The organism is Actinotignum urematis (genome assembly GCF_051264595.1).
Classification (GTDB): domain Bacteria; phylum Actinomycetota; class Actinomycetes; order Actinomycetales; family Actinomycetaceae; genus Actinotignum; species Actinotignum timonense_A.
The window spans coordinates 90,533-107,346 of the sequence record NZ_JBOZBG010000002.1 but is presented as its reverse complement, the minus strand read 5'-3'; the positions used below and the strand labels follow the sequence as shown (position 1 = coordinate 107,346).

General features: G+C 62.7%; 13 protein-coding genes, 1 tRNA gene and 1 pseudogene. 6 read left to right on the top strand and 9 right to left on the bottom strand.

Features of this window, described 5'->3' with window-relative positions; genetic code table 11:
• Nucleotides 1–493 precede the first annotated feature (493 nt).
• Nucleotides 494–736 (top strand): annotated as a pseudogene (locus ACRQDJ_RS01715) (type IV toxin-antitoxin system AbiEi family antitoxin domain-containing protein); the annotation flags it as partial.
• Nucleotides 737–889: 153 nt separating this feature from the next.
• Nucleotides 890–1,636, top strand: a complete 747-nt coding sequence (locus ACRQDJ_RS01710) for a putative endonuclease domain-containing protein (RefSeq protein WP_435717765.1) — start codon at nt 890–892, stop codon at nt 1,634–1,636.
• A 104-nt stretch (nt 1,637–1,740) separates the two neighbouring features.
• Here ACRQDJ_RS01710 and ACRQDJ_RS01705 read toward each other — a convergent pair whose 3' ends face one another.
• From ACRQDJ_RS01705 to ACRQDJ_RS01690, 4 genes are all read right to left on the bottom strand, one after another.
• Entirely contained in the window at nt 1,741–2,502 is a 762-nt protein-coding gene (locus tag ACRQDJ_RS01705; protein WP_320757262.1) for a sulfite exporter TauE/SafE family protein, read from the bottom strand.
• Nucleotides 2,503–2,663: 161 nt separating this feature from the next.
• Nucleotides 2,664–3,647 carry a ribose-phosphate diphosphokinase gene (locus ACRQDJ_RS01700; RefSeq protein ID WP_274736270.1) on the bottom strand — a complete coding sequence of 328 codons (984 nt, stop codon included), beginning with the start codon at nt 3,645–3,647 and terminating at the stop codon, nt 2,664–2,666.
• A 109-nt stretch (nt 3,648–3,756) separates the two neighbouring features.
• On the bottom strand, nt 3,757–4,839 hold the full coding sequence (locus tag ACRQDJ_RS01695; RefSeq protein ID WP_320757261.1) for an NTP transferase domain-containing protein: 1,083 nt from the start codon (nt 4,837–4,839) through the stop codon (nt 3,757–3,759).
• Between the two features lie 68 nt (nt 4,840–4,907).
• A tRNA-Gln gene (locus ACRQDJ_RS01690) sits at nt 4,908–4,978 on the bottom strand.
• Nucleotides 4,979–5,048: 70 nt separating this feature from the next.
• On the opposite strand from ACRQDJ_RS01690, the gene ACRQDJ_RS01685 reads away from it, so the two are divergent.
• The 3 genes from ACRQDJ_RS01685 to ACRQDJ_RS01675 all read left to right on the top strand — a co-directional run bounded on the left by ACRQDJ_RS01685 (nt 5,049) and on the right by ACRQDJ_RS01675 (nt 8,296).
• Entirely contained in the window at nt 5,049–5,837 is a 789-nt protein-coding gene (locus ACRQDJ_RS01685) for a TetR/AcrR family transcriptional regulator (protein WP_320757260.1), read from the top strand.
• Between the two features lie 207 nt (nt 5,838–6,044).
• Nucleotides 6,045–7,106 carry an ABC transporter ATP-binding protein gene (locus tag ACRQDJ_RS01680; RefSeq protein ID WP_320757259.1) on the top strand — a complete coding sequence of 354 codons (1,062 nt, stop codon included), beginning with the start codon at nt 6,045–6,047 and terminating at the stop codon, nt 7,104–7,106.
• Nucleotides 7,106–8,296, top strand: coding sequence for an ABC transporter permease (locus ACRQDJ_RS01675; protein WP_320757258.1), 1,191 nt, complete (start codon nt 7,106–7,108; stop codon nt 8,294–8,296). The genes ACRQDJ_RS01680 and ACRQDJ_RS01675 overlap by 1 nt, the downstream gene beginning before the upstream one ends.
• 105 nt (nt 8,297–8,401) lie before the next feature.
• Here ACRQDJ_RS01675 and ACRQDJ_RS01670 read toward each other — a convergent pair whose 3' ends face one another.
• The 3 genes from ACRQDJ_RS01670 to ACRQDJ_RS01660 all read right to left on the bottom strand — a co-directional run bounded on the left by ACRQDJ_RS01670 (nt 8,402) and on the right by ACRQDJ_RS01660 (nt 12,681).
• Nucleotides 8,402–10,258: an ABC-F family ATP-binding cassette domain-containing protein gene (locus ACRQDJ_RS01670; RefSeq protein ID WP_320757257.1), complete on the bottom strand. Its 1,857-nt coding sequence runs from the start codon at nt 10,256–10,258 to the stop codon at nt 8,402–8,404.
• A 26-nt stretch (nt 10,259–10,284) separates the two neighbouring features.
• Entirely contained in the window at nt 10,285–11,289 is a 1,005-nt protein-coding gene (gene rsmA, locus ACRQDJ_RS01665; RefSeq protein ID WP_320757256.1) for a 16S rRNA (adenine(1518)-N(6)/adenine(1519)-N(6))-dimethyltransferase RsmA, read from the bottom strand.
• Between the two features lie 249 nt (nt 11,290–11,538).
• On the bottom strand, nt 11,539–12,681 hold the full coding sequence (locus ACRQDJ_RS01660) for a resuscitation-promoting factor (protein ID WP_284889414.1): 1,143 nt from the start codon (nt 12,679–12,681) through the stop codon (nt 11,539–11,541).
• 329 nt (nt 12,682–13,010) lie between these two features.
• Between ACRQDJ_RS01660 and ACRQDJ_RS01655 the strand changes: the two genes are divergently transcribed.
• On the top strand, nt 13,011–13,868 hold the full coding sequence (locus ACRQDJ_RS01655; protein ID WP_284889415.1) for a hypothetical protein: 858 nt from the start codon (nt 13,011–13,013) through the stop codon (nt 13,866–13,868).
• 51 nt (nt 13,869–13,919) lie between these two features.
• Here the strand turns inward: ACRQDJ_RS01655 and ACRQDJ_RS01650 are convergent, their stop codons facing one another.
• Together ACRQDJ_RS01650 and metG are read right to left on the bottom strand one after the other, a co-directional pair.
• A complete protein-coding gene (locus ACRQDJ_RS01650) occupies nt 13,920–14,918 on the bottom strand; it encodes a TatD family hydrolase (RefSeq protein ID WP_284889504.1) in 999 nt (332 codons plus the stop codon).
• Between the two features lie 61 nt (nt 14,919–14,979).
• The gene (gene metG, locus ACRQDJ_RS01645; RefSeq protein WP_284889417.1) at nt 14,980–16,806 is read right to left on the bottom strand and encodes a methionine--tRNA ligase; all 1,827 of its coding nucleotides are present in this window, start codon (nt 16,804–16,806) and stop codon (nt 14,980–14,982) included.
• Nucleotides 16,807–16,814: the final 8 nt, after the last annotated feature.

Here is a 16,814-nt window from a genome sequence, read left to right as displayed (position 1 = left end):
TTCCCAGCTCCCCTGCCCCGCAGGCTTACCAGAATCGCCATCCCGTAGACCGGGCGATTCCCCAATTCAACGACCGGGTGATTCCGCGCTTCGAGCTCCCTCCCTCGCCGAAGCAACGCCGTCAATTTTAGGGCGACGGCGGCAAAAAACAAAGTTTTTTGCCGCTCCTCACACACACGCGCCCTTCCTGCCCTACCAGCGCCTCACCGCCAGCCCACCCCGCTGGCACATCCACTGGCACACCCGCGACCCGAGCCCGGAAGCCTCCTAGCACCGCAACACACTCACACCCGCCCGACCTGGGCATACGCACACAGCCACGCCACCACGGGCCACTCAACCCCGGAATCCCCCCGTTGCCACACCGTCCTCCTCGCTAGAATCCGCCCCACCAGCTGGCGCCGTCGTCGTACCACCCCTTCCCACACGCAAAGTGCAAATCCCGGACCGTAGGGGGCACAAAGTGCAAGCCCAGGACAGAAATCGGGCCAAAATGGTGCGTAGATTTGCACTACGTTTTTGCTCGGTTACCGGACTACGCACCCGAAGCTCCTCGATACCTCTCTGCACCAACTTTGCCTGTGGATATCACCTTGTCCAAATCGTCATCTGGCTCAATACTCGCTCTATGACCAAGCCAATTCAGCACCCACCTATTTTTAGCCTCGCACAGCTGGACGCTCTGGGGCTACCCAGAACCCTCGCTCGCCGCGGTCAGTTTCAGCGTTTAGCGCACGGTATTTACCGGGACACGACGCGTGACATCACGGAAGCTGACGCACTCCTGGCGGTACAACATCAGTTTCCGGGCAGTGTAGTAACTGGATTATCGGCGATGCGTTTATGGGGGCTGCCGCTCCCTTATCGGGTAGATTCGTGGACTGAACAAATGCAGCTAGACTGCGGCTTTCCCTCGAAGAGGTACTGTTCCCCCCACCCCCTCATCCGCTGGGATCGCACGCAGCTGCTGGACAGCGACATCGAAACGATCCGCATGCCCGGTGGGAACCTGCGCATTGCGTCGCGGCCGCGTGCTGTTCTGGCGAGCGTGCCGGATCTATCGTTTTACCAGCTCATCGCGGCAATCGACGCGCTCCTGCGCATTCCTCGTCGGCGCTTCGAGGGGAGGTCGGCGCCCTACACCACCCGCGAGGGACTGGAGACTTTCCTGGCCGAACACCCGAGCTGGAATTTTGTGGTGCACTTCCGCGCGGCGCTGGCCTGGGCGCGGGTGGGTGCGGATTCACCGATGGAAACTCTACTGCGGCTCATGATCGCCATGGCGGGATTCCCCGAACCGCGCCTCAACCAGCGGCTTCTCACCCAGGACGGGCGCTCGCTCGGCCAGCCCGATATGCTCTTCGAGGAGCAGCGCATTATTGTGGAGTACGACGGCGCACCTCACCGAGACGCTTCTCAGCAGGTCAAGGATCGCCAGCGGCGCGAGCTCCGCACCAGCTACGGCTGGATCGAACTGCAGATTTTCCACCCGGATCTCCACCTTCCCCGGCGGCTCGTCCGCATGATGTTCAACCCGGGCAAGCCCGTGCTTCCGCGCATCACGAGCGGCGAAGTTCCAGCAACCGCTCGCCTGGCCGAGGCATTCCGCCAGCGCGGGTGGCGGGTGAGGGAATGAGCCGGTAGAGGGTAAGTAACTGAGTAGGTGGCCGACCAGGAATTACGGCAGCCGCGCACATTCTCACAGGGTTTACTCAATGCCGTCTACCTCAACGCGCCGCCCTACCCCCATGCGCGCAGTAACAGCCAAACCGCGAGCGCGGTTCCGAATATGCCGACTAGCCAGCGCACCACACCTCCGGGGAGGAAACGCTGAAGGTGCGGGCCAACCATCCCGCCCAGCAACCCGCCGAGCATCATGGTCAGCGCCGCCGCGTAATCCACTTCCCCGGACCAGATGAAAAAGAGCAGGGCCGTGAGGTTAGCGCAGCCCAGTACCGGGGATTTGAGCAGCAGTGCTTCGTGGGTGGTCATCGGGGTGAGGATCGCGGCGATGCCAAGATAAACAACCGCGGAGGCCGCGCCGAAATAACCTCCGTACACGCCCAGCACTCCCACCAGCACCAGGAAGGTGGGAACCGGAACATTCATGTGGATGCCGCGGCGCTCCAGGTAGGGGCCGATCAATGTGCAGAGGGTAGCGATGAGCACCAGCCAGGGCACCACGAACTCGAAAACTTTCGGATCGAAAGCCAGCAGTAGCACCGCGCCGATAGCTCCGCCCACCGCGCTGATAAACATCTGCGGCCACAACGGATAGGCCCGCACTGCTCGCATGGATCGCCACCCGGTGAGTACCGACCCCAAGCTGCTCCCGAAATTATTGATCGCGTTCGTGACATTGGCGGTAATCGGTGGGAATCCGAGAGCGAGCAGCGCCGGGTAGGTAACCAGCGAGGCCACCCCGGTCAGGTACCCCACGATGCCCCCAAGCAGGCCGGTAGCGAAGACAAGTACGGACAGCGCCCAAGTCGATGTGACCACCACGTGCGTTACCTTCTTTCCTAGCCGCAAAGAATGCCGACTTCCTCACCACATTGAGTTCTGGCTTCCCGGCGCCAGAAAGTACTGGCCTACCACCACAACAATGGAGGCGCCGGCGCGCTCAAAGCGCACCAGCGCCTCCTCGTGAGGCTACCTCACCTTTAGTACGCGCCGTCAAATAGCGAGGTCACCGAGCCGTCCTCGAAGACTTCGTCAATGGCGCGGGCCAGGGTGGGGGCAATCGAAAGCACCGTCAAGCCCTTGAAACGCTTTTCATCGGGAATCGGCACGGTGTCGGTCACCACGAGTTCGCGAATCGGAGCGTTCGAAAGCCGCTCCACCGCTTCCCCGGAAAGCAGCGCGTGGGTGGCCGCCACGATAACGTCCTTCGCGCCGGCATCCTTAACCACGCGAATCGCGCCGACCAGCGTACCGGCGGTATCGATCATGTCATCGACAATAATGGCGGTTTTGCCTGCCACATCACCAACCACGCGGTTGGCCTTCGCGGAATTGGCTTTCTCAATATTGCGGGTCTTATGCACAAAAGCCAGCGGAATTCCGCCCAGGCGCGAAGACCACTGCTCAGCCACCTTAATACGGCCGGCATCGGGTGAGACCATAACGGCGTCGTCGCCGGTAATAATCGAGCGGACGTATTCGACCAGGGTGGGCATCGCCCACAGATGGTCCACCGGCCCATCGAAGAAACCCTGGCTCTGCGCGGCGTGCAAATCCACGCTCATAATGCGGTTCGCGCCGGCCGTCTTGAGCAGATCAGCCACCAGTCGCGCGGAAATCGGTTCGCGGCCCTTATGCTTCTTATCCTGGCGGGCGTAGGGGTAGTACGGTGCCACCACGGTGATGCGCTTGGCCGAGGCACGTTTGGCGGCATCCACCATGAGCAGCGTCTCCATCAGCCATTTATTAATGGGGCTGCTGAAGGCCTGCATAATAAAAACATCCGCCCCGCGGATTGACTCCTCATAGCGGATGTAAATTTCTGAATTTGCGAAATCGTAGATGGTGGTGGGCAGCATGCTGATATGGAGGCAGCGTGCCACCTCCTCCGCCAGCTCCGGATAAGCGCGGCCCGTGGCTAGGACCAGCCGCTTATCGTTCGATACCCGCATTCCCGTGCTCATTGTGCTCCCCCGATGTGTTTCGCCTGCTTGGGTTTTTCGACGTTGTCAGCTTATGTGATCGCGGCGCTACCCGCTACCTGGTAAACGGCGTTTACCGCCAGAACAGTGTTTACCCGCCACAGCGGTGCTGGGCGGCTTCCCCGAGCGCCACCGCGTGCCGGGCGCATTTCCCGGCTGGGATGAGGCAATCGCGCAGGTACACATGCCGCGCCCGCGCGCCTTCTTCCACGATGACATCGCTCAGTTCCCCGGGCCCCACGTGCCCGAACCGCGCCACCCGCGTGCATCCGCGCAAAATAGTATGGGGCTCGACGACGCAATCCGGCTCCAACTCCACCTGGACATCAATCCACGCCGTGGCCGGATCAATAATGCTCACCCCGCTGCGCATCCACCGTTCCCCGATGCGCCGATTCATTTCGCGGCGCAGCGCCGCCAGCTGGACAAGGTCATTCGCACCTTCCGCAGCCAAGTAATCACTGCTCACATAGGAACCGACCCCAGCGCCGAGCTGATAGGCACGCGCTACCACATCGGTCAGGTACATTTCCCCCTGGGCGTTATCCGTGCCCAGAGTTGCCAGTGCCTCGCGCAAAAACGCAGCATCGAAAATATACGTGGAGGTATTGATTTCGTTGATGGTACGCTGCTGCGCACTTGCGTCTCTATCTTCTACGACGGCGCAGATGGTTCCCTCCCCATCGCGCACAATCCGCCCGTAGCCAGCCGGGTCGGGAACCCGAGCACTCAGCACGGTGACAGCGGGACTGGCGGAAAGCGCCGGGGCGGTAGCGGCGGCGTCGTTCTTATCGGCACCGTTCCCGTGGGCGCGCGCAAGCTCCCCGAGAATCTCCCCACCCAAAAGCGGGGTATCCCCGGCCATAACGAGAACCGGGCCGGTCACATCGGCTCCCAGGGCTTCCATCCCGCACCACACCGCGCGGCCGGTGCCCTTGATCTCATCCTGGTCGGCAATAATAACGGAATCGTCCAGCTCACGAGCATGTGCGGCCACCCGCTCCCGCTCGTGGCGCACCACCACAACAATATGCTGGGGATTCAAGCTGCGGGCAGCGGTGATGGCATGCCCGAGCAGCGTGCGGCCGCACACCTCATGCAAAAGTTTCGGGGTGGCTGATTTCATGCGAGTTCCCTGGCCAGCAGCCAGGATGACGACAGCGGAGAGATCCATGCCTTCCCTTTTCCGGCGGCGATGCGCCCTATAGTTCGCCACGGACGCCGACGCTGCGCCCGAAAACGTTCCGCCACTAGGATTCGAACCTAGAATAACGGTTCCAAAGACCGCTGTGTTGCCGTTACACCATGGCGGAGAACTGCCGACGCGCGGGCCGGCACCGATATAGTCTAACCGACCGAAGCGCTCCTGGCATAATACTAAGTATGAAACAGACCTCGCCTGAGGGCACGAACGGCATCGATGCTGCGCGCGCCGCCAACAACACTCTTACTCACCCCACCCAGAACACCGCTGCCACCACCGCGGCTGCCTCCCCGAACACCTCCACTCCGGCCACCACACCGGCCACCACACCGGCCCCCGCTTCGGAAAAGAAACGGGTGCGCATGTCGCGAGCGGACCGGCGTAAACAATTGGTGGGCGTGGCCCGCGAACTTTTCGCGGCGCAGGGTTTTGACGGTGTTTCTATTGAAGAAATCGCCGCGGCCGCCCAGGTCTCCAAGCCGGTTGTGTACGAACACTTCGGGTCCAAAGAGGGCATTTACAACGTGGTGGTGGATCGTGAACTCGTCACGCTCACGGAATTGCTCTCCGCGCGTATGAATATTGGCTTGCCCGAGCGTGAGGTACTTGAGTCCATCGTCGTCGCCGTACTGGATTACATCGAGCATAACGACGACGGTTTTCGCCTCCTCGTACAGCGCTCGCCAGCTACCCTCGGCGGGGATTCCTTCTCCACCGTGATCGCGGATGTGGCTGATTACGCCTCGGATTTACTGGCGCCCATGCTGGGGCGTAATGGTATTTCTCCGCAATATGCCCGCATTTACGGGCAGACCCTGGCCGGGGCACTCGGCCAGGTGGGCCAGTGGTGGGTGGATGTGCGCCAGCCCGATAAGGAAACAGTGGCGGAGCACGTGGTGAACTTTATGTGGAACGGCTTACGCGGGCTGGAATCGCAACCGCGCCTCCTCACCCGCGGTGGGCACTGAGCCAGCGCAAAGGAACGCATTGAGCGGGAAGTGCAGTTTTAGGTTTGCCCCGGGCTGTGACATAGAATGGACAGCGACACGCAAATAGAACGATGGCGCTCTAGGTGACGTCACCGGTCTTGCGCGCGGCGGTTGCCCGTGTCTGGGCGCGTGGCGTGCTACCCCTAGAATTTTCATCAATCGCACGACAGCAAGGACGTACCCCTCATGCTCTCCGTTGAGAATATCTCCAAGAGTTTCGGGTCGCGCAAAGTATTGCAAAATCTCACCTTCGCGGTTCGCCCCGGTGAAATCTTCGGTTTCGTCGGCTCGAACGGCGCCGGGAAAACCACTGCAATGCGCATTATGCTCGGCCTCCTGAGTAAAGATTCCGGGCAGGTGACCTGGAATGGTGGCCCTATTGATTTCGCGGCGCGCCAGCGCATCGGCTATATGCCAGAAGAACGCGGTCTCTACCCAAAAATGCCGGTCGATAAGCAGCTGATCTATTTTGCGCGCCTGCACGGGATGAGCCCGGATGCGGCGCGGGCCGCCATGGAGCGCTGGACTGATCGCCTCGGGGTGGCTTCACGCCGGGAGGATGCCGTCCAGAAACTTTCCCTCGGTAACCAGCAGCGCGTGCAGCTGGCCGCCGCCCTCATTCACGATCCAGAACTCCTCATTCTTGACGAACCTTTCTCCGGGCTAGACCCGGTGGCGGTGCGCACCATGAGCGATACGCTGCGCCAGAAGGCCGATGAGGGTGTTCCGGTTATTTTCTCCTCCCATCAGCTCGATCTGGTAGAACGCCTCTGCGATAGCGTTGGGATTCTCGCGGGTGGAAATATCGTGGCCCGTGGCACCGTCGATGAGCTGCGAAATTCCGGTAATCCGCCCTACGCGCTGGCGGTACGTGCCGAGGAAGCCACGCTGCGCACGGCCCTCAGCCAGGCCGGATTTACCGTCCATCCCGATCTGCTGGCCGGTACCTCGGAGGCGCCGCTGAGCGCCGGGATTGCCCGGGTGCTCGTGGAAACCCCAGCCGCCGGTATCACCGCAGGAACCGGTATCAACACGGCCGCTGCACAAACCACCGCCGATCCCACCGCCGCGCTTCTCGCGGCGGCCCAGCAGGCGGGCACCGTGGTGGAATTCACCCAGCGCCGCCCCCACCTCACGGAATTGTTCCGCGACGTTGTTCAGGTGCCCTCCGCGGAGGAAGGCGATGCGGCCACCCCCAAGAAAAAGCGTGGCCTGTTCGGCTCGCTGTTCGGAAAGAAGGCTAAGTAATGGTACGCATTGTTTTCGCACGCGAGTTCAAGAATGTTTTTGCCTCCCGCGCCACCATGATTTCCTTGGCGGTTATGTGGGTGATCGCCATTGTGGCCGGCTTCGCGGGCCGCGTGTTCCTGGGCGGGGATGATGAAGCTAACGGAGCCGCCCCGGCCCCGCAAGCCCAGGGCATTTACCTGGAAGCCAGCGCCGCGGAGCTCCAGCCCTACCTCGAGGGCGCCGGTTTTTCCGCCCTCCCGACCACTAATATCGCCGCCGAGCTAGCGGCTGAAGAACCGGAAGCGGAGATCGGTATTTCCGGTACCGCCCTCGATCCGCAGATCGTGGCCACGTCCCCGAATCCGAAGGAACTTCCCGCTCTCAAGAAGATCCTCAGCACCTACGTGCTGGAGCAATCCGGGGTGGATGCCACGGTCCTCGCCCACCTGGATACCATTAATAATCTTCAGGTGCAGACGGTGAATTACACTCCCTCCGGCATCGAAGCTAATCCCATCGGTTTCCTCATCGGTTCGGTGAGTGCCATGCTGATTTTCTTCATGGTGATGGGTGGAATTGGCGCCGTTGGTGCCGGCGTCGTCGAAGAAAAATCTTCCCGCGTGGTGGAAATTATTTTGACCACAGTCCGCCCGCGCGTCCTGCTACTGGGCAAAGTGCTGGGCTTGGGAGCCGGTTGGGTAGTTATCCTCTTCGGCTATATCGGCGCAATTATTACCGGTGTGGCGATTTCCGGGCTGGTTCCCGATCTCAGTTTCCTCCAGGAATTCGGACTGGCCGGGATGGTGGCGCGCACGGTCCTGTGGATGGTGCTCGGCTATTTCACCGCCACCGCGCTGGTGGGCGGGTTGGCGGCCACGGTGTCCCGCCAGGAAGACCTGGCCGGAATCAACACCCCGGTCATGTTCGTCCAGTTCATCCCCTTCTACACCGCGATCTACCTCATTCCGGCGCTGCCCGAGGCCGCGGTCACGAAGATTCTCTCCGTGCTGCCCTTCTTCGGCCCGTTCATGATGCCCATGCGCAGCGCGGTCGGCGAGGTCCCGCTCGTGGAAGAACTGGCGGCGGTTGGCATCAACGCGCTTGGGGTCTTCCTGCTGGCGATCCTGGCCGGCAAGATTTACGAACGCTCGATTTTGCGGATGGGTGAGCGCGTCAAGCTCACGCAGATTTTCCGTAAAGCCGCCTAAGTTCTCATATAGTACGACGACGCACGTGGGGCCCGGGAATTCTCCCGGGCCCCACGTGTATATACCTGGCCGAAGTGCGGCTCTGGCTGGACGGGTGCGTCCGCCTTAGCCCTCGGCTACTTCAGCTGCCTCCAGCCACTGTTCTTCCAGCTCGTCAAGCTGGCCGCTTGCATCACTCAGCTCTTTGCCAATCCGCGCGAGTTCCTCATAGTCCCCGCTCACCGCGCAGGCGGCACTGCGCTCCTCCAGCTTCGTGATCTGCTCGCGCAACCGGCCCATGCGTTTTTCGATGCGTTGTACTTCTTTGCGGGCTTCGCGCTGGAGGGCACTCGCACTTTTTTCAGATCCGGTTCCGGAAGTGGCAGTCGTAGCCCCGGAGTTGCTCACGCCGCCGGCACCGCCGGCGCCCTCACGCTCTTCTCGTTCCCGTTCGCGCAGCCGTAAATACTCATCTACCCCACCCGGCAGGTCCCGCACCTGGCCGTCGAGCACCGCAATCTGGCGGTCCGTCATGCGTTCGAGCAGGTAGCGGTCATGGGAGACCACAATGAGGGTGCCCGGCCAGCCGTCTAGCACGTCCTCCATCGCGGCGAGGGTATCGGTATCCAGATCGTTCGTTGGTTCGTCCAGAAGCAGCACATTCGGCTCGGCCATGAGCAGGCGCATGAATTGCAGGCGGCGCCGCTCCCCACCAGAAAGTTCACTCACCCGGGTCCAGGCACGTTCGCGGGTAAATCCCATCCGCTCGGTCACCTGGCTCGCGGTGAGTTCCTTCTTCCCCACCTGCACGCGAGCTGCGACGTCGTTCACGGCTTCCACCACGCGCAGATCCGCAACCTCATCGAGTTCGCGAGTGTGCTGGGATAGTTCCGCGAGTTTCACGGTGACGCCACGTTTGACGTGCCCGGAGGTGGGCTGGAGCCGCCCGGCGATGAGTGCGAGCAGCGAGGATTTCCCGGCGCCGTTCGCGCCCAGGATCCCCACGCGTTCGCCCGGCGCAATCCGCCAGGTCACCCCGCGTAAAATTTCTGGGCCCGCGCCGTAGCGCAGGCTAACGTCCTCAAGATTGACCACTTCTTTGCCTAAGCGGGAGGCGGCCATACGCGTCATTTCCACGGTATCGCGCGGGGCCGGGACGTCGGCAATAAGGCTTTCCGCCGCTTCGATGCGGAAGCGCGGCTTGGAGGTGCGGGCCGGGGCACCGCGCCGCAGCCACGCCAGCTCCTTCCGCACTAGGTTATTGCGTTTTTCTTCGGCGAGTGCAGCCTGGCGTTCCCGCTCGGCGCGCTGGAAAATATAATCCGAATACCCGCCCTCGTAGGTTTCCACCCGGCCGGGAATCTGCCCGCGCGGGCCTTCCACCCCGGGCACCACTTCCCACAGGCGGGTGGCCACCGCATCCAGGAACCAGCGGTCGTGGGTGACGGCCACGAGAGCTCCGCGCGGGCGCGGCCCGCCGAAACGTTCCTTAATATAATTCGCCAGGAAGGTAATCCCTTCGACATCCAGGTGGTTGGTCGGCTCGTCAAGAATAATAATATTTGCCTCGCGGGTGAGGGTGTGGGCCAGGGCCACCCGCCGGCGCTGCCCACCGGAAAGCTCACGCACCCGAGCCTGGAGGGGAATATCGGGGAGCAGCCCGGCATGCAGGTCCCGCACCCGCGCGTCACTGGCCCATTCGTGGCGGGCAGTGCCCGCGTGAATCGCCTCGAGCACCGTGGTATCGGGAAGCTCATCGGCCTGGGTGAGGGTGGCAAATGTTGCGGTATTGGTGGGAATCACCTCACCGCTGGTGGGCGCGAGCGCCCCGGTGATGAGGCGCAGCAGCGTGGTTTTCCCTCCCCCGTTTGGGCCGACGACGCCGATGCGGCTGCCGTCCTCTAAACTCAGGGAAACGTTGCTGAGAATATCGCGACTTCCCAGGCTGACGCCCACGTCATGTACCGAAAGTAAATGTGCCATAGCTGGTGGTCCTTGGAATATGAATATTAGTTGGGGAGTTCGCGAGCCTGCGCGATCCGCACAAAATCGTCAATGGTAAGGGTTTCCCCGCGGGCCTGGGGCGATACCCCGGCCCGCTCGAGGATAGTTTCGGCGGCGGCGGGGCTGCCGGCCCAGGAACCCAGGGCGCTGCGCAGAGTTTTACGCCGCTGAGCGAAAGCGGCGTCGATCACCGTGAAAACACGTTCGCGCAGGTCATCGTTACCGGGCGCGGGCCGCAAGCGCAGGTGGACAAGGGCGGAATCCACGTTCGGCTCCGGGTAGAAAACGTGACGGGATATTTTCGCGCCGCGAGTGGCGCTGCCGTACCAGGCGGCTTTGACGGAGGGCACGCCGTAGGTGCGCGAGCCGGGGGCAGCGGCCAGGCGGTCGGCAACTTCCAGCTGCACCATCACGGTGATGGTTTCCAGGCTGGGCAGGGCCTCCATGAGAGTGAGGAGCACCGGCACCGCCACGTTATAGGGAAGGTTGGCCACCAGGGCGGTGGGGGCGAAGGTACGCGTGCTATCTGCAGCCTCGGTCTGGCCGGTGCGCAGCGCGGGCGGGCAAGCGAGTTGTTCGGGCCCGGTGATGCTCAGGGCGTCCGCGTGGAGCAGCGCGAAATTTTCCGGGGCGCTGTGGCGGCGCGCCACCGTATCGGGGAGAGCTGCGGCCAGTGCGGCATCGATCTCCACCGCGGATACGTAGGCACCGCTTTCCAGGAGCGCCAGGGTAAGTGAGCCCAGGCCCGGGCCGATTTCGAGGACCCTATTCCCCGGGCCCACCCCGGCTTCCCGCACGATTTTGCGCACGGTGCCGCCATCGTGCACGAAGTTTTGCCCCAGGGTTTTGGTGGGGCGAATATTCAGAGCCGTGCACAGCGCACGCACGTCCACCGGGGTGAGGAGGGCAGTTCCAGCCCAGGTGCTGCCAGCCGGATCACTACCTGCTGGCGTGTTACCGGCCGGTGTGTTACCGGGCAAGTCCTGTTGAGCAATATGATTGGCGACCACAGATGCAGTGTACCCGGCTTGGTGAATACCGTCCGCATGCGCCTTGAAAATCCGCATCCGCCAAGGAACGCGAATCTCCGACCACTATGCCCACATGCCCAAGCAGAGATACATAAGAATAAGGACCACAGCCGCCACTGCCGCGATCAGCAAAGCAAGTGCGCGGCGCTGCTGCCGGCCAATACCGTGCTTCTCACCACATTCATGGTGTAACTGTATACCCGGGGCTGCAGCCTTAGCGCTGCAGGCTTAGTACCACCCGCGGGAATTGGAATGCCCGAGCGCGGCGCAGGGGCTGCCGTAGCGGCCCTCAATATAGCCCAGGCCCCAGCGGATCTGGGTGGCGGGATTGGTCTGCCAATCGGCGCCGGCGGAAGCCATCTTGGAGCCGGGCAGTGCCTGCGGAATACCGTAGGCCCCGGAGGAGCTGTTTTCCGCCAGGTGATTCCAATTCGATTCCCGGTTCCACAGCGTCACCAGGCAGGAGAACTGGTCCTGGCCCCAGCCGTAAGCGGAGAGCATACCCGAGGCGATTTCCTGGGCAGTGCCGGCCGGAACCACGCTGGCGCTCCCGAGCGCCGCGCTACCACCGTCACTGCTCGCGCCCGCCACCGCGGCGGCGCTTTCCGAGGTCCCCACCTTGACCACTTCATCCACGCGGGCCTGCTTGACCGCGGAGAAAGTCAGGGTGCGAGCAACTTCCTTGCCGTTTTCCACCCGGATTTCGTAGGTATTGGCAGAAATGCCATCCTTGCCTTCCGTTTCCACCTTGGTGGTGCCTTTGGCAAGCGCGGCGTCGTCGACCTTGGTGGAACCGTGCGCGTCCACCACCTCTTCGGTGACCACGCGCTTTTCCACCCGAGTGATGGTCACCTTCGCGCCGGGGGTGACCGCTTCGGCGAGGCTCTGCGAAACAACGTCGTCCCCGGAAACCGTGATCCCGGCTTCCTGCAAGGCTTCCCCGAGGGTGCCCGCCGTGGTGGTGAGAGTGCGTTCTTCGCCTTCAAAATTAACAGTAAAAGAGTATTCGGCAACCGTGGCGCCGGCCGCGCGCGCCACCGGGAAACCATCCGCATAAGCATTGGCGGGCATGGACATATGCGACATCAGGCCGATACCACTACCGGCCAGCAGCACGGCCCCGAGCGCGGCAACCCCGCGCCGGCTGAGCGGGAAAGCACTGAGCTGGGCGTTCGCGGCGGTATCCTCCACCGCGGCGGGTGCCTGGAATGCGGTACCGGTGGCCTGCGGCCGAGTGGCCAGCGCGGCCTGGACTGCCTCACTTACCGCGCCGCGTTCCATCATGAGAGCCCGCGACCGCGGACCCGGGGTACGAACCTCAGCCCGAACGAATTGCTCGAGTCCCATTCCCTGTGCGCTGTGACGCCCCACTAAACTTCCTCCGTTGCTTGCGCGAGTACCCTCCGGCCCCGCTTTTATAACGAAACTATATCGAGTGTAATCATTTCGTAACATTTGGACAATGATCCGGAGGGAAAGGCTCGCTTTTCTTGAGATTTTCAAGAACGCTCACATGGTGCTCGCGCGATTTTTCCGCGGATTCTCGCGGTTTTTACGCGTACGGTACGACGACGCCGCCAGCTGGCACATCGTAATCTGAGCGTTATTTCACACTGCCGAGGAGGGCCAGGGAGACCCTGGCAGGGAGACATAGCTAACGCGCCCCCAGCGCGGGCGTTACATCGATTACATTTAAGGCTATGAGCACTCAATATCCCGGATACGCACAGCAGCCTGTTCCTCCGAGCTACCCCGTTCCCTCCGCATCGAAGCGTGGCACCGGCGCGCTGCGCGGCCTGGCGGCTCTGACCACCACGCTGAGCATCGCTCTTATTATCTTGTGCTTCACGCCGGTCCTGGCCCTGGGTGAAGATAATGCCTCGATCTTCGGGCTGGCGCATCCGGGTGGCGTGTGGCTGCCCGTGATCCTATACGGCGTGGGCCTTCTGTTGGCGTTGCTGGCGGGAGTGCTCGGTTTGTTCACCACCGGCCGGGCAGCCCAGGCTTTTTCTTGGCTGGCACCGCTGGGCGGGGCGGTCACCCTGGGTGGGCTCGTGGCGCTCTCCTTGGATAGTTCGGTGGGTGCGCTCCGTGAATTCGGGGCGCAGTACACCCCGCTTTTCTGGGTGACCGGCGCGTTGGCCCTCATTCTGGCGCTGGTGGGGATCACGCAGGGCGTGGCTGCGGGAACGGCCGCGAAGAAATCCGCACGCCCCGCATATCAGGGCTATCCCGGCTATCCCGCAGCGCAGCCCTACGGGCAGGGCTACCCGGCGCAAGGGTACCCGAGCCAGGGCGCGCCGATGCAGGGGTACCTGCAGGGCTACGGGCAGGGCTACCCGGGTCAAGCTCAGTATCAGGGCCAGCAGCCCTATGCCCAGCAGTACCGCCAGCCCTACGGCCAGCAAGCGTACGGGCAGCAGGCTTATGCACAGCAGGGATACCCGCAAGGTAGCGGCCAGCCGCAAGCCCAAGCTCAGCAGACGGTTTCACGCCAGTCGGCTGCCAAATCCGGCCCGTCCGCCCAAAGTCCCGAATCGGAAAGCCCGCAGAACTAAACGAGCCGCGAGGCTGACTCAGCCGCAGCACCAACTAAATCCCAGAACTAACTAGGCCGCGCCCAGTTCCCCGTACACCGCCCGGGTGTTCTTCAGGAGCTGGGCGCACCAGTCTGCTTCGTTCACGCCGCGCAGCTCGGCCCCGAAACGTACCGTCCACGCCATCACGTAGGGGGCGTTGGGGTGGCCGCGCCAGGGCACCGGCGTCAGGTAGGGGGCGTCGGTTTCCGCGAGGAGCAGCACCGGATCAAAAGCTTGGAAGGCCGCGCGGAGCTCATCATTGGCCGGGTAGGTCATTTGCCCACCAAAACTTCCGTACCAGCCTTCCTGGTTGCATAGCTCGGCAAGCGCGGCGTCGCCGGAAAAAGCGTGGAAAACTACGCGACTCGGGGCGCCGTCACGGCGCAGCACCTCCACGCAATCGGCGTGGGCTTCGCGGTCGTGAATCTGAACGGGCAGGTCGAGCTCGCGCGCGAGGGCGAGGTGGGCGCGGAACGCCTCGATTTGGGCGGCGCGGCCCTCCTCGGAGGTGCGGAAATAATCGAGCCCCGTTTCCCCAATAGCAACGACGGCGCTGGAGCGGGCCGCCTCCGCTACCCGACCGATGGCATCCTCCAGACTGAGGGCGTGGTGGGCGGCGAGCTCCTGGGCTAACCCATCCGGGCCGGTCGCGGTGATCCCGCGGTGCCGGGCGGCCTCATTGGGGTGAATCGCGAGCGCGGCGGAAAAATGCGCACGGTCCGCTTCTGCCACCGCAACCGTCGGCAGCAGATCCGGGACCTCGCAGGCGCAGGTAATGGCGTGGCATACCCCGGCGGCGTCCATGGCAGCGGCTTCCTCGTTCGGCAGCATCCGCCCGCGCGGCGGGGTGAGCGCCGAACCCGAGCCGCCGGCCTGCGCCTCCCCCGCCGGCACCCAAATATGGGTGTGATTATCGATGACCGGACCGGCAAGCTGGGCCGGGGCATCGGGCAGGTACCAGCGGCGGGCCCGCTTTTTCTCCTTCGCGGAGAGGGCCGCGAATTCTTCCGGCGCTAATTCATTGCGCACGGCACCGTTCGGCACCGCACCATTCGGCGCCGCGTCACGCGCGGCCCCGTCTCGTACCGATTCATTGCGCACGCTTAGCCCTCAACACCGCATCGAGACGCTCCAGTTCCTCATCAACCACGCTGGTATCCAGCTTGGTGAAAACCGGGGACGGCTTCGAGATCGGGCTGCCAACCGCCACGTCCACCCGCGCCCACGGGTGCGGATCGGAATAATCCCCGGTAATAATCGGGTAGGGCTTACCGGAATCCAGGTCGGTGACTTCTTCCAGGCGCGGCATCGGGGCAATATCACCGGCCCCGCCCAGCACCCGGTCCACCGCATTCGAAGAATGCGGAAGGAATACGCTCATCATGGTATTAAGATCAGAAACCACCTGGATGAGGGTGTGGAGCACCGTGCCCAGGCGTTCACGCTGGGAAGGATCCTTCATCTTGAAAGGCTCGGTAGCGGAAACGTAACCATTGGCTTCGCCCACCAGCCGCATAATTTCCGTGAGCGCGGCGCGCTGGCGGTGCGCGGCAATGGCATCACCCACGGTAGCGAACCCGGCTTCCACCGCATCCAGGAGCTCCCGGTCCACATCCTCGAGCGGCCCGGCCGCCGGGATTTCCCCGAAGTTCTTGGCAATCATGGCCGCGGTGCGATTGACGAGGTTCCCCCAGCCGGCCACCAGCTCGGAATTATTACGCCGCACAAATTCCGCCCAGGTGAAATCAGCGTCGGAAGTTTCCGGGCCGGCAATGGAAATAAAGTAGCGCAGCGCATCGGGCTGGTAGCGCGAAAGCACATCGCGCACGTAAATCACCACGCCCTTGGACGAGGAGAACTTCTTACCTTCCATGGTGAGAAATTCCGAAGCCACCACCTGGGTGGGCAGGTTGAGCGTGCCCAAATCCCCGGGCTGGCCGCCCCGGCTCCCCTCCCCGTTATAGGCGAGGAGTTCGGCCGGCCAGATCTGGGAATGGAAAACAATATTATCCTTCCCCATGAAGTAGTAGGAGCGGGCATCCGCATCATTCCACCAGGCCCGCCAATCCTCCCGGCTTCCCACTCCGCGCGCTTCACGCCGGCGTGCCCATTCAATAGAGGCGGATAGGTAGCCGATAACGGCGTCGAACCATACGTAGAGGCGCTTGGAGGGTTGATCTTCCCACCCGGGTACCGGAATGCCCCAGGTAATATCCCGGCTCATGGCACGCGGGCGTACATCTTCCAGGAGGTGCTTGGAAAATGAGATAACGTTCGGGCGCCACTTCCCAGATTCTTCCACCTCATCAAGCCACTGGCCCAGGCGCTCCGCCAGCGCCGGCAAATCCAAGAAATAATGCTCGGTTTCGCGGAATTGCGGGGTTTTCCCGGAGACCTTGGAGACCGGGTCGATAAGATCCTGCGGATCGAGTTGGTTACCGCAACTATCACACTGGTCCCCGCGGGCCGAGGTGTTACCGCACAGCGGGCAGGTGCCTTCAATATAGCGATCCGGGAGGGTATTCCCGGTTTCCGGATCGAAGGCAACCGGGGCGGAGTGCACCACCATATAACCGTTATCCCGGCACACCTCAAACATCTGCTGCACAACCCGCTCGTGATTAACCGTGGTGGTGCGGGTGAACAGATCGTAGGAAAGCCCGAGCGACACGAGGTCCTCCACAATAATGCGATTATTGCGGTCCGCGAGTTCTTCCGGGGTGATTCCCTCCGCGTCGGCCGAAACCAAAATTGGGGTGCCGTGTTCATCGGTACCCGAGACCATGAGGACATCCTCCCCCACCATGCGCATATAGCGCGAGAACACATCCGAGGGAACACCGAATCCAGCAACGTGACCAATATGGCGCGGGCCGTTGGCATACGGCCAGGCAACAGCGGAGAGAATATGAGTCATGGCCACCA

Excerpts from the sequence above, each read along its gene's own strand:
- ACRQDJ_RS01655 (WP_284889415.1), top strand. The coding sequence starts at position 13,011 with ATGAGCACTCAATATCCCGGATACGCACAGCAGCCTGTTCCTCCGAGC.
- ACRQDJ_RS01675 (WP_320757258.1), top strand. The coding sequence starts at position 7,106 with ATGGTACGCATTGTTTTCGCACGCGAGTTCAAGAATGTTTTTGCCTCC.
- ACRQDJ_RS01695 (WP_320757261.1), bottom strand. The coding sequence starts at position 4,839 with ATGGATCTCTCCGCTGTCGTCATCCTGGCTGCTGGCCAGGGAACTCGC.
- metG (WP_284889417.1), bottom strand. The coding sequence starts at position 16,806 with ATGACTCATATTCTCTCCGCTGTTGCCTGGCCGTATGCCAACGGCCCG.
- ACRQDJ_RS01710 (WP_435717765.1), top strand. The coding sequence starts at position 890 with ATGCAGCTAGACTGCGGCTTTCCCTCGAAGAGGTACTGTTCCCCCCAC.
- ACRQDJ_RS01685 (WP_320757260.1), top strand. The coding sequence starts at position 5,049 with ATGAAACAGACCTCGCCTGAGGGCACGAACGGCATCGATGCTGCGCGC.
- ACRQDJ_RS01670 (WP_320757257.1), bottom strand. The coding sequence starts at position 10,258 with ATGGCACATTTACTTTCGGTACATGACGTGGGCGTCAGCCTGGGAAGT.
- ACRQDJ_RS01700 (WP_274736270.1), bottom strand. The coding sequence starts at position 3,647 with ATGAGCACGGGAATGCGGGTATCGAACGATAAGCGGCTGGTCCTAGCC.
- ACRQDJ_RS01680 (WP_320757259.1), top strand. The coding sequence starts at position 6,045 with ATGCTCTCCGTTGAGAATATCTCCAAGAGTTTCGGGTCGCGCAAAGTA.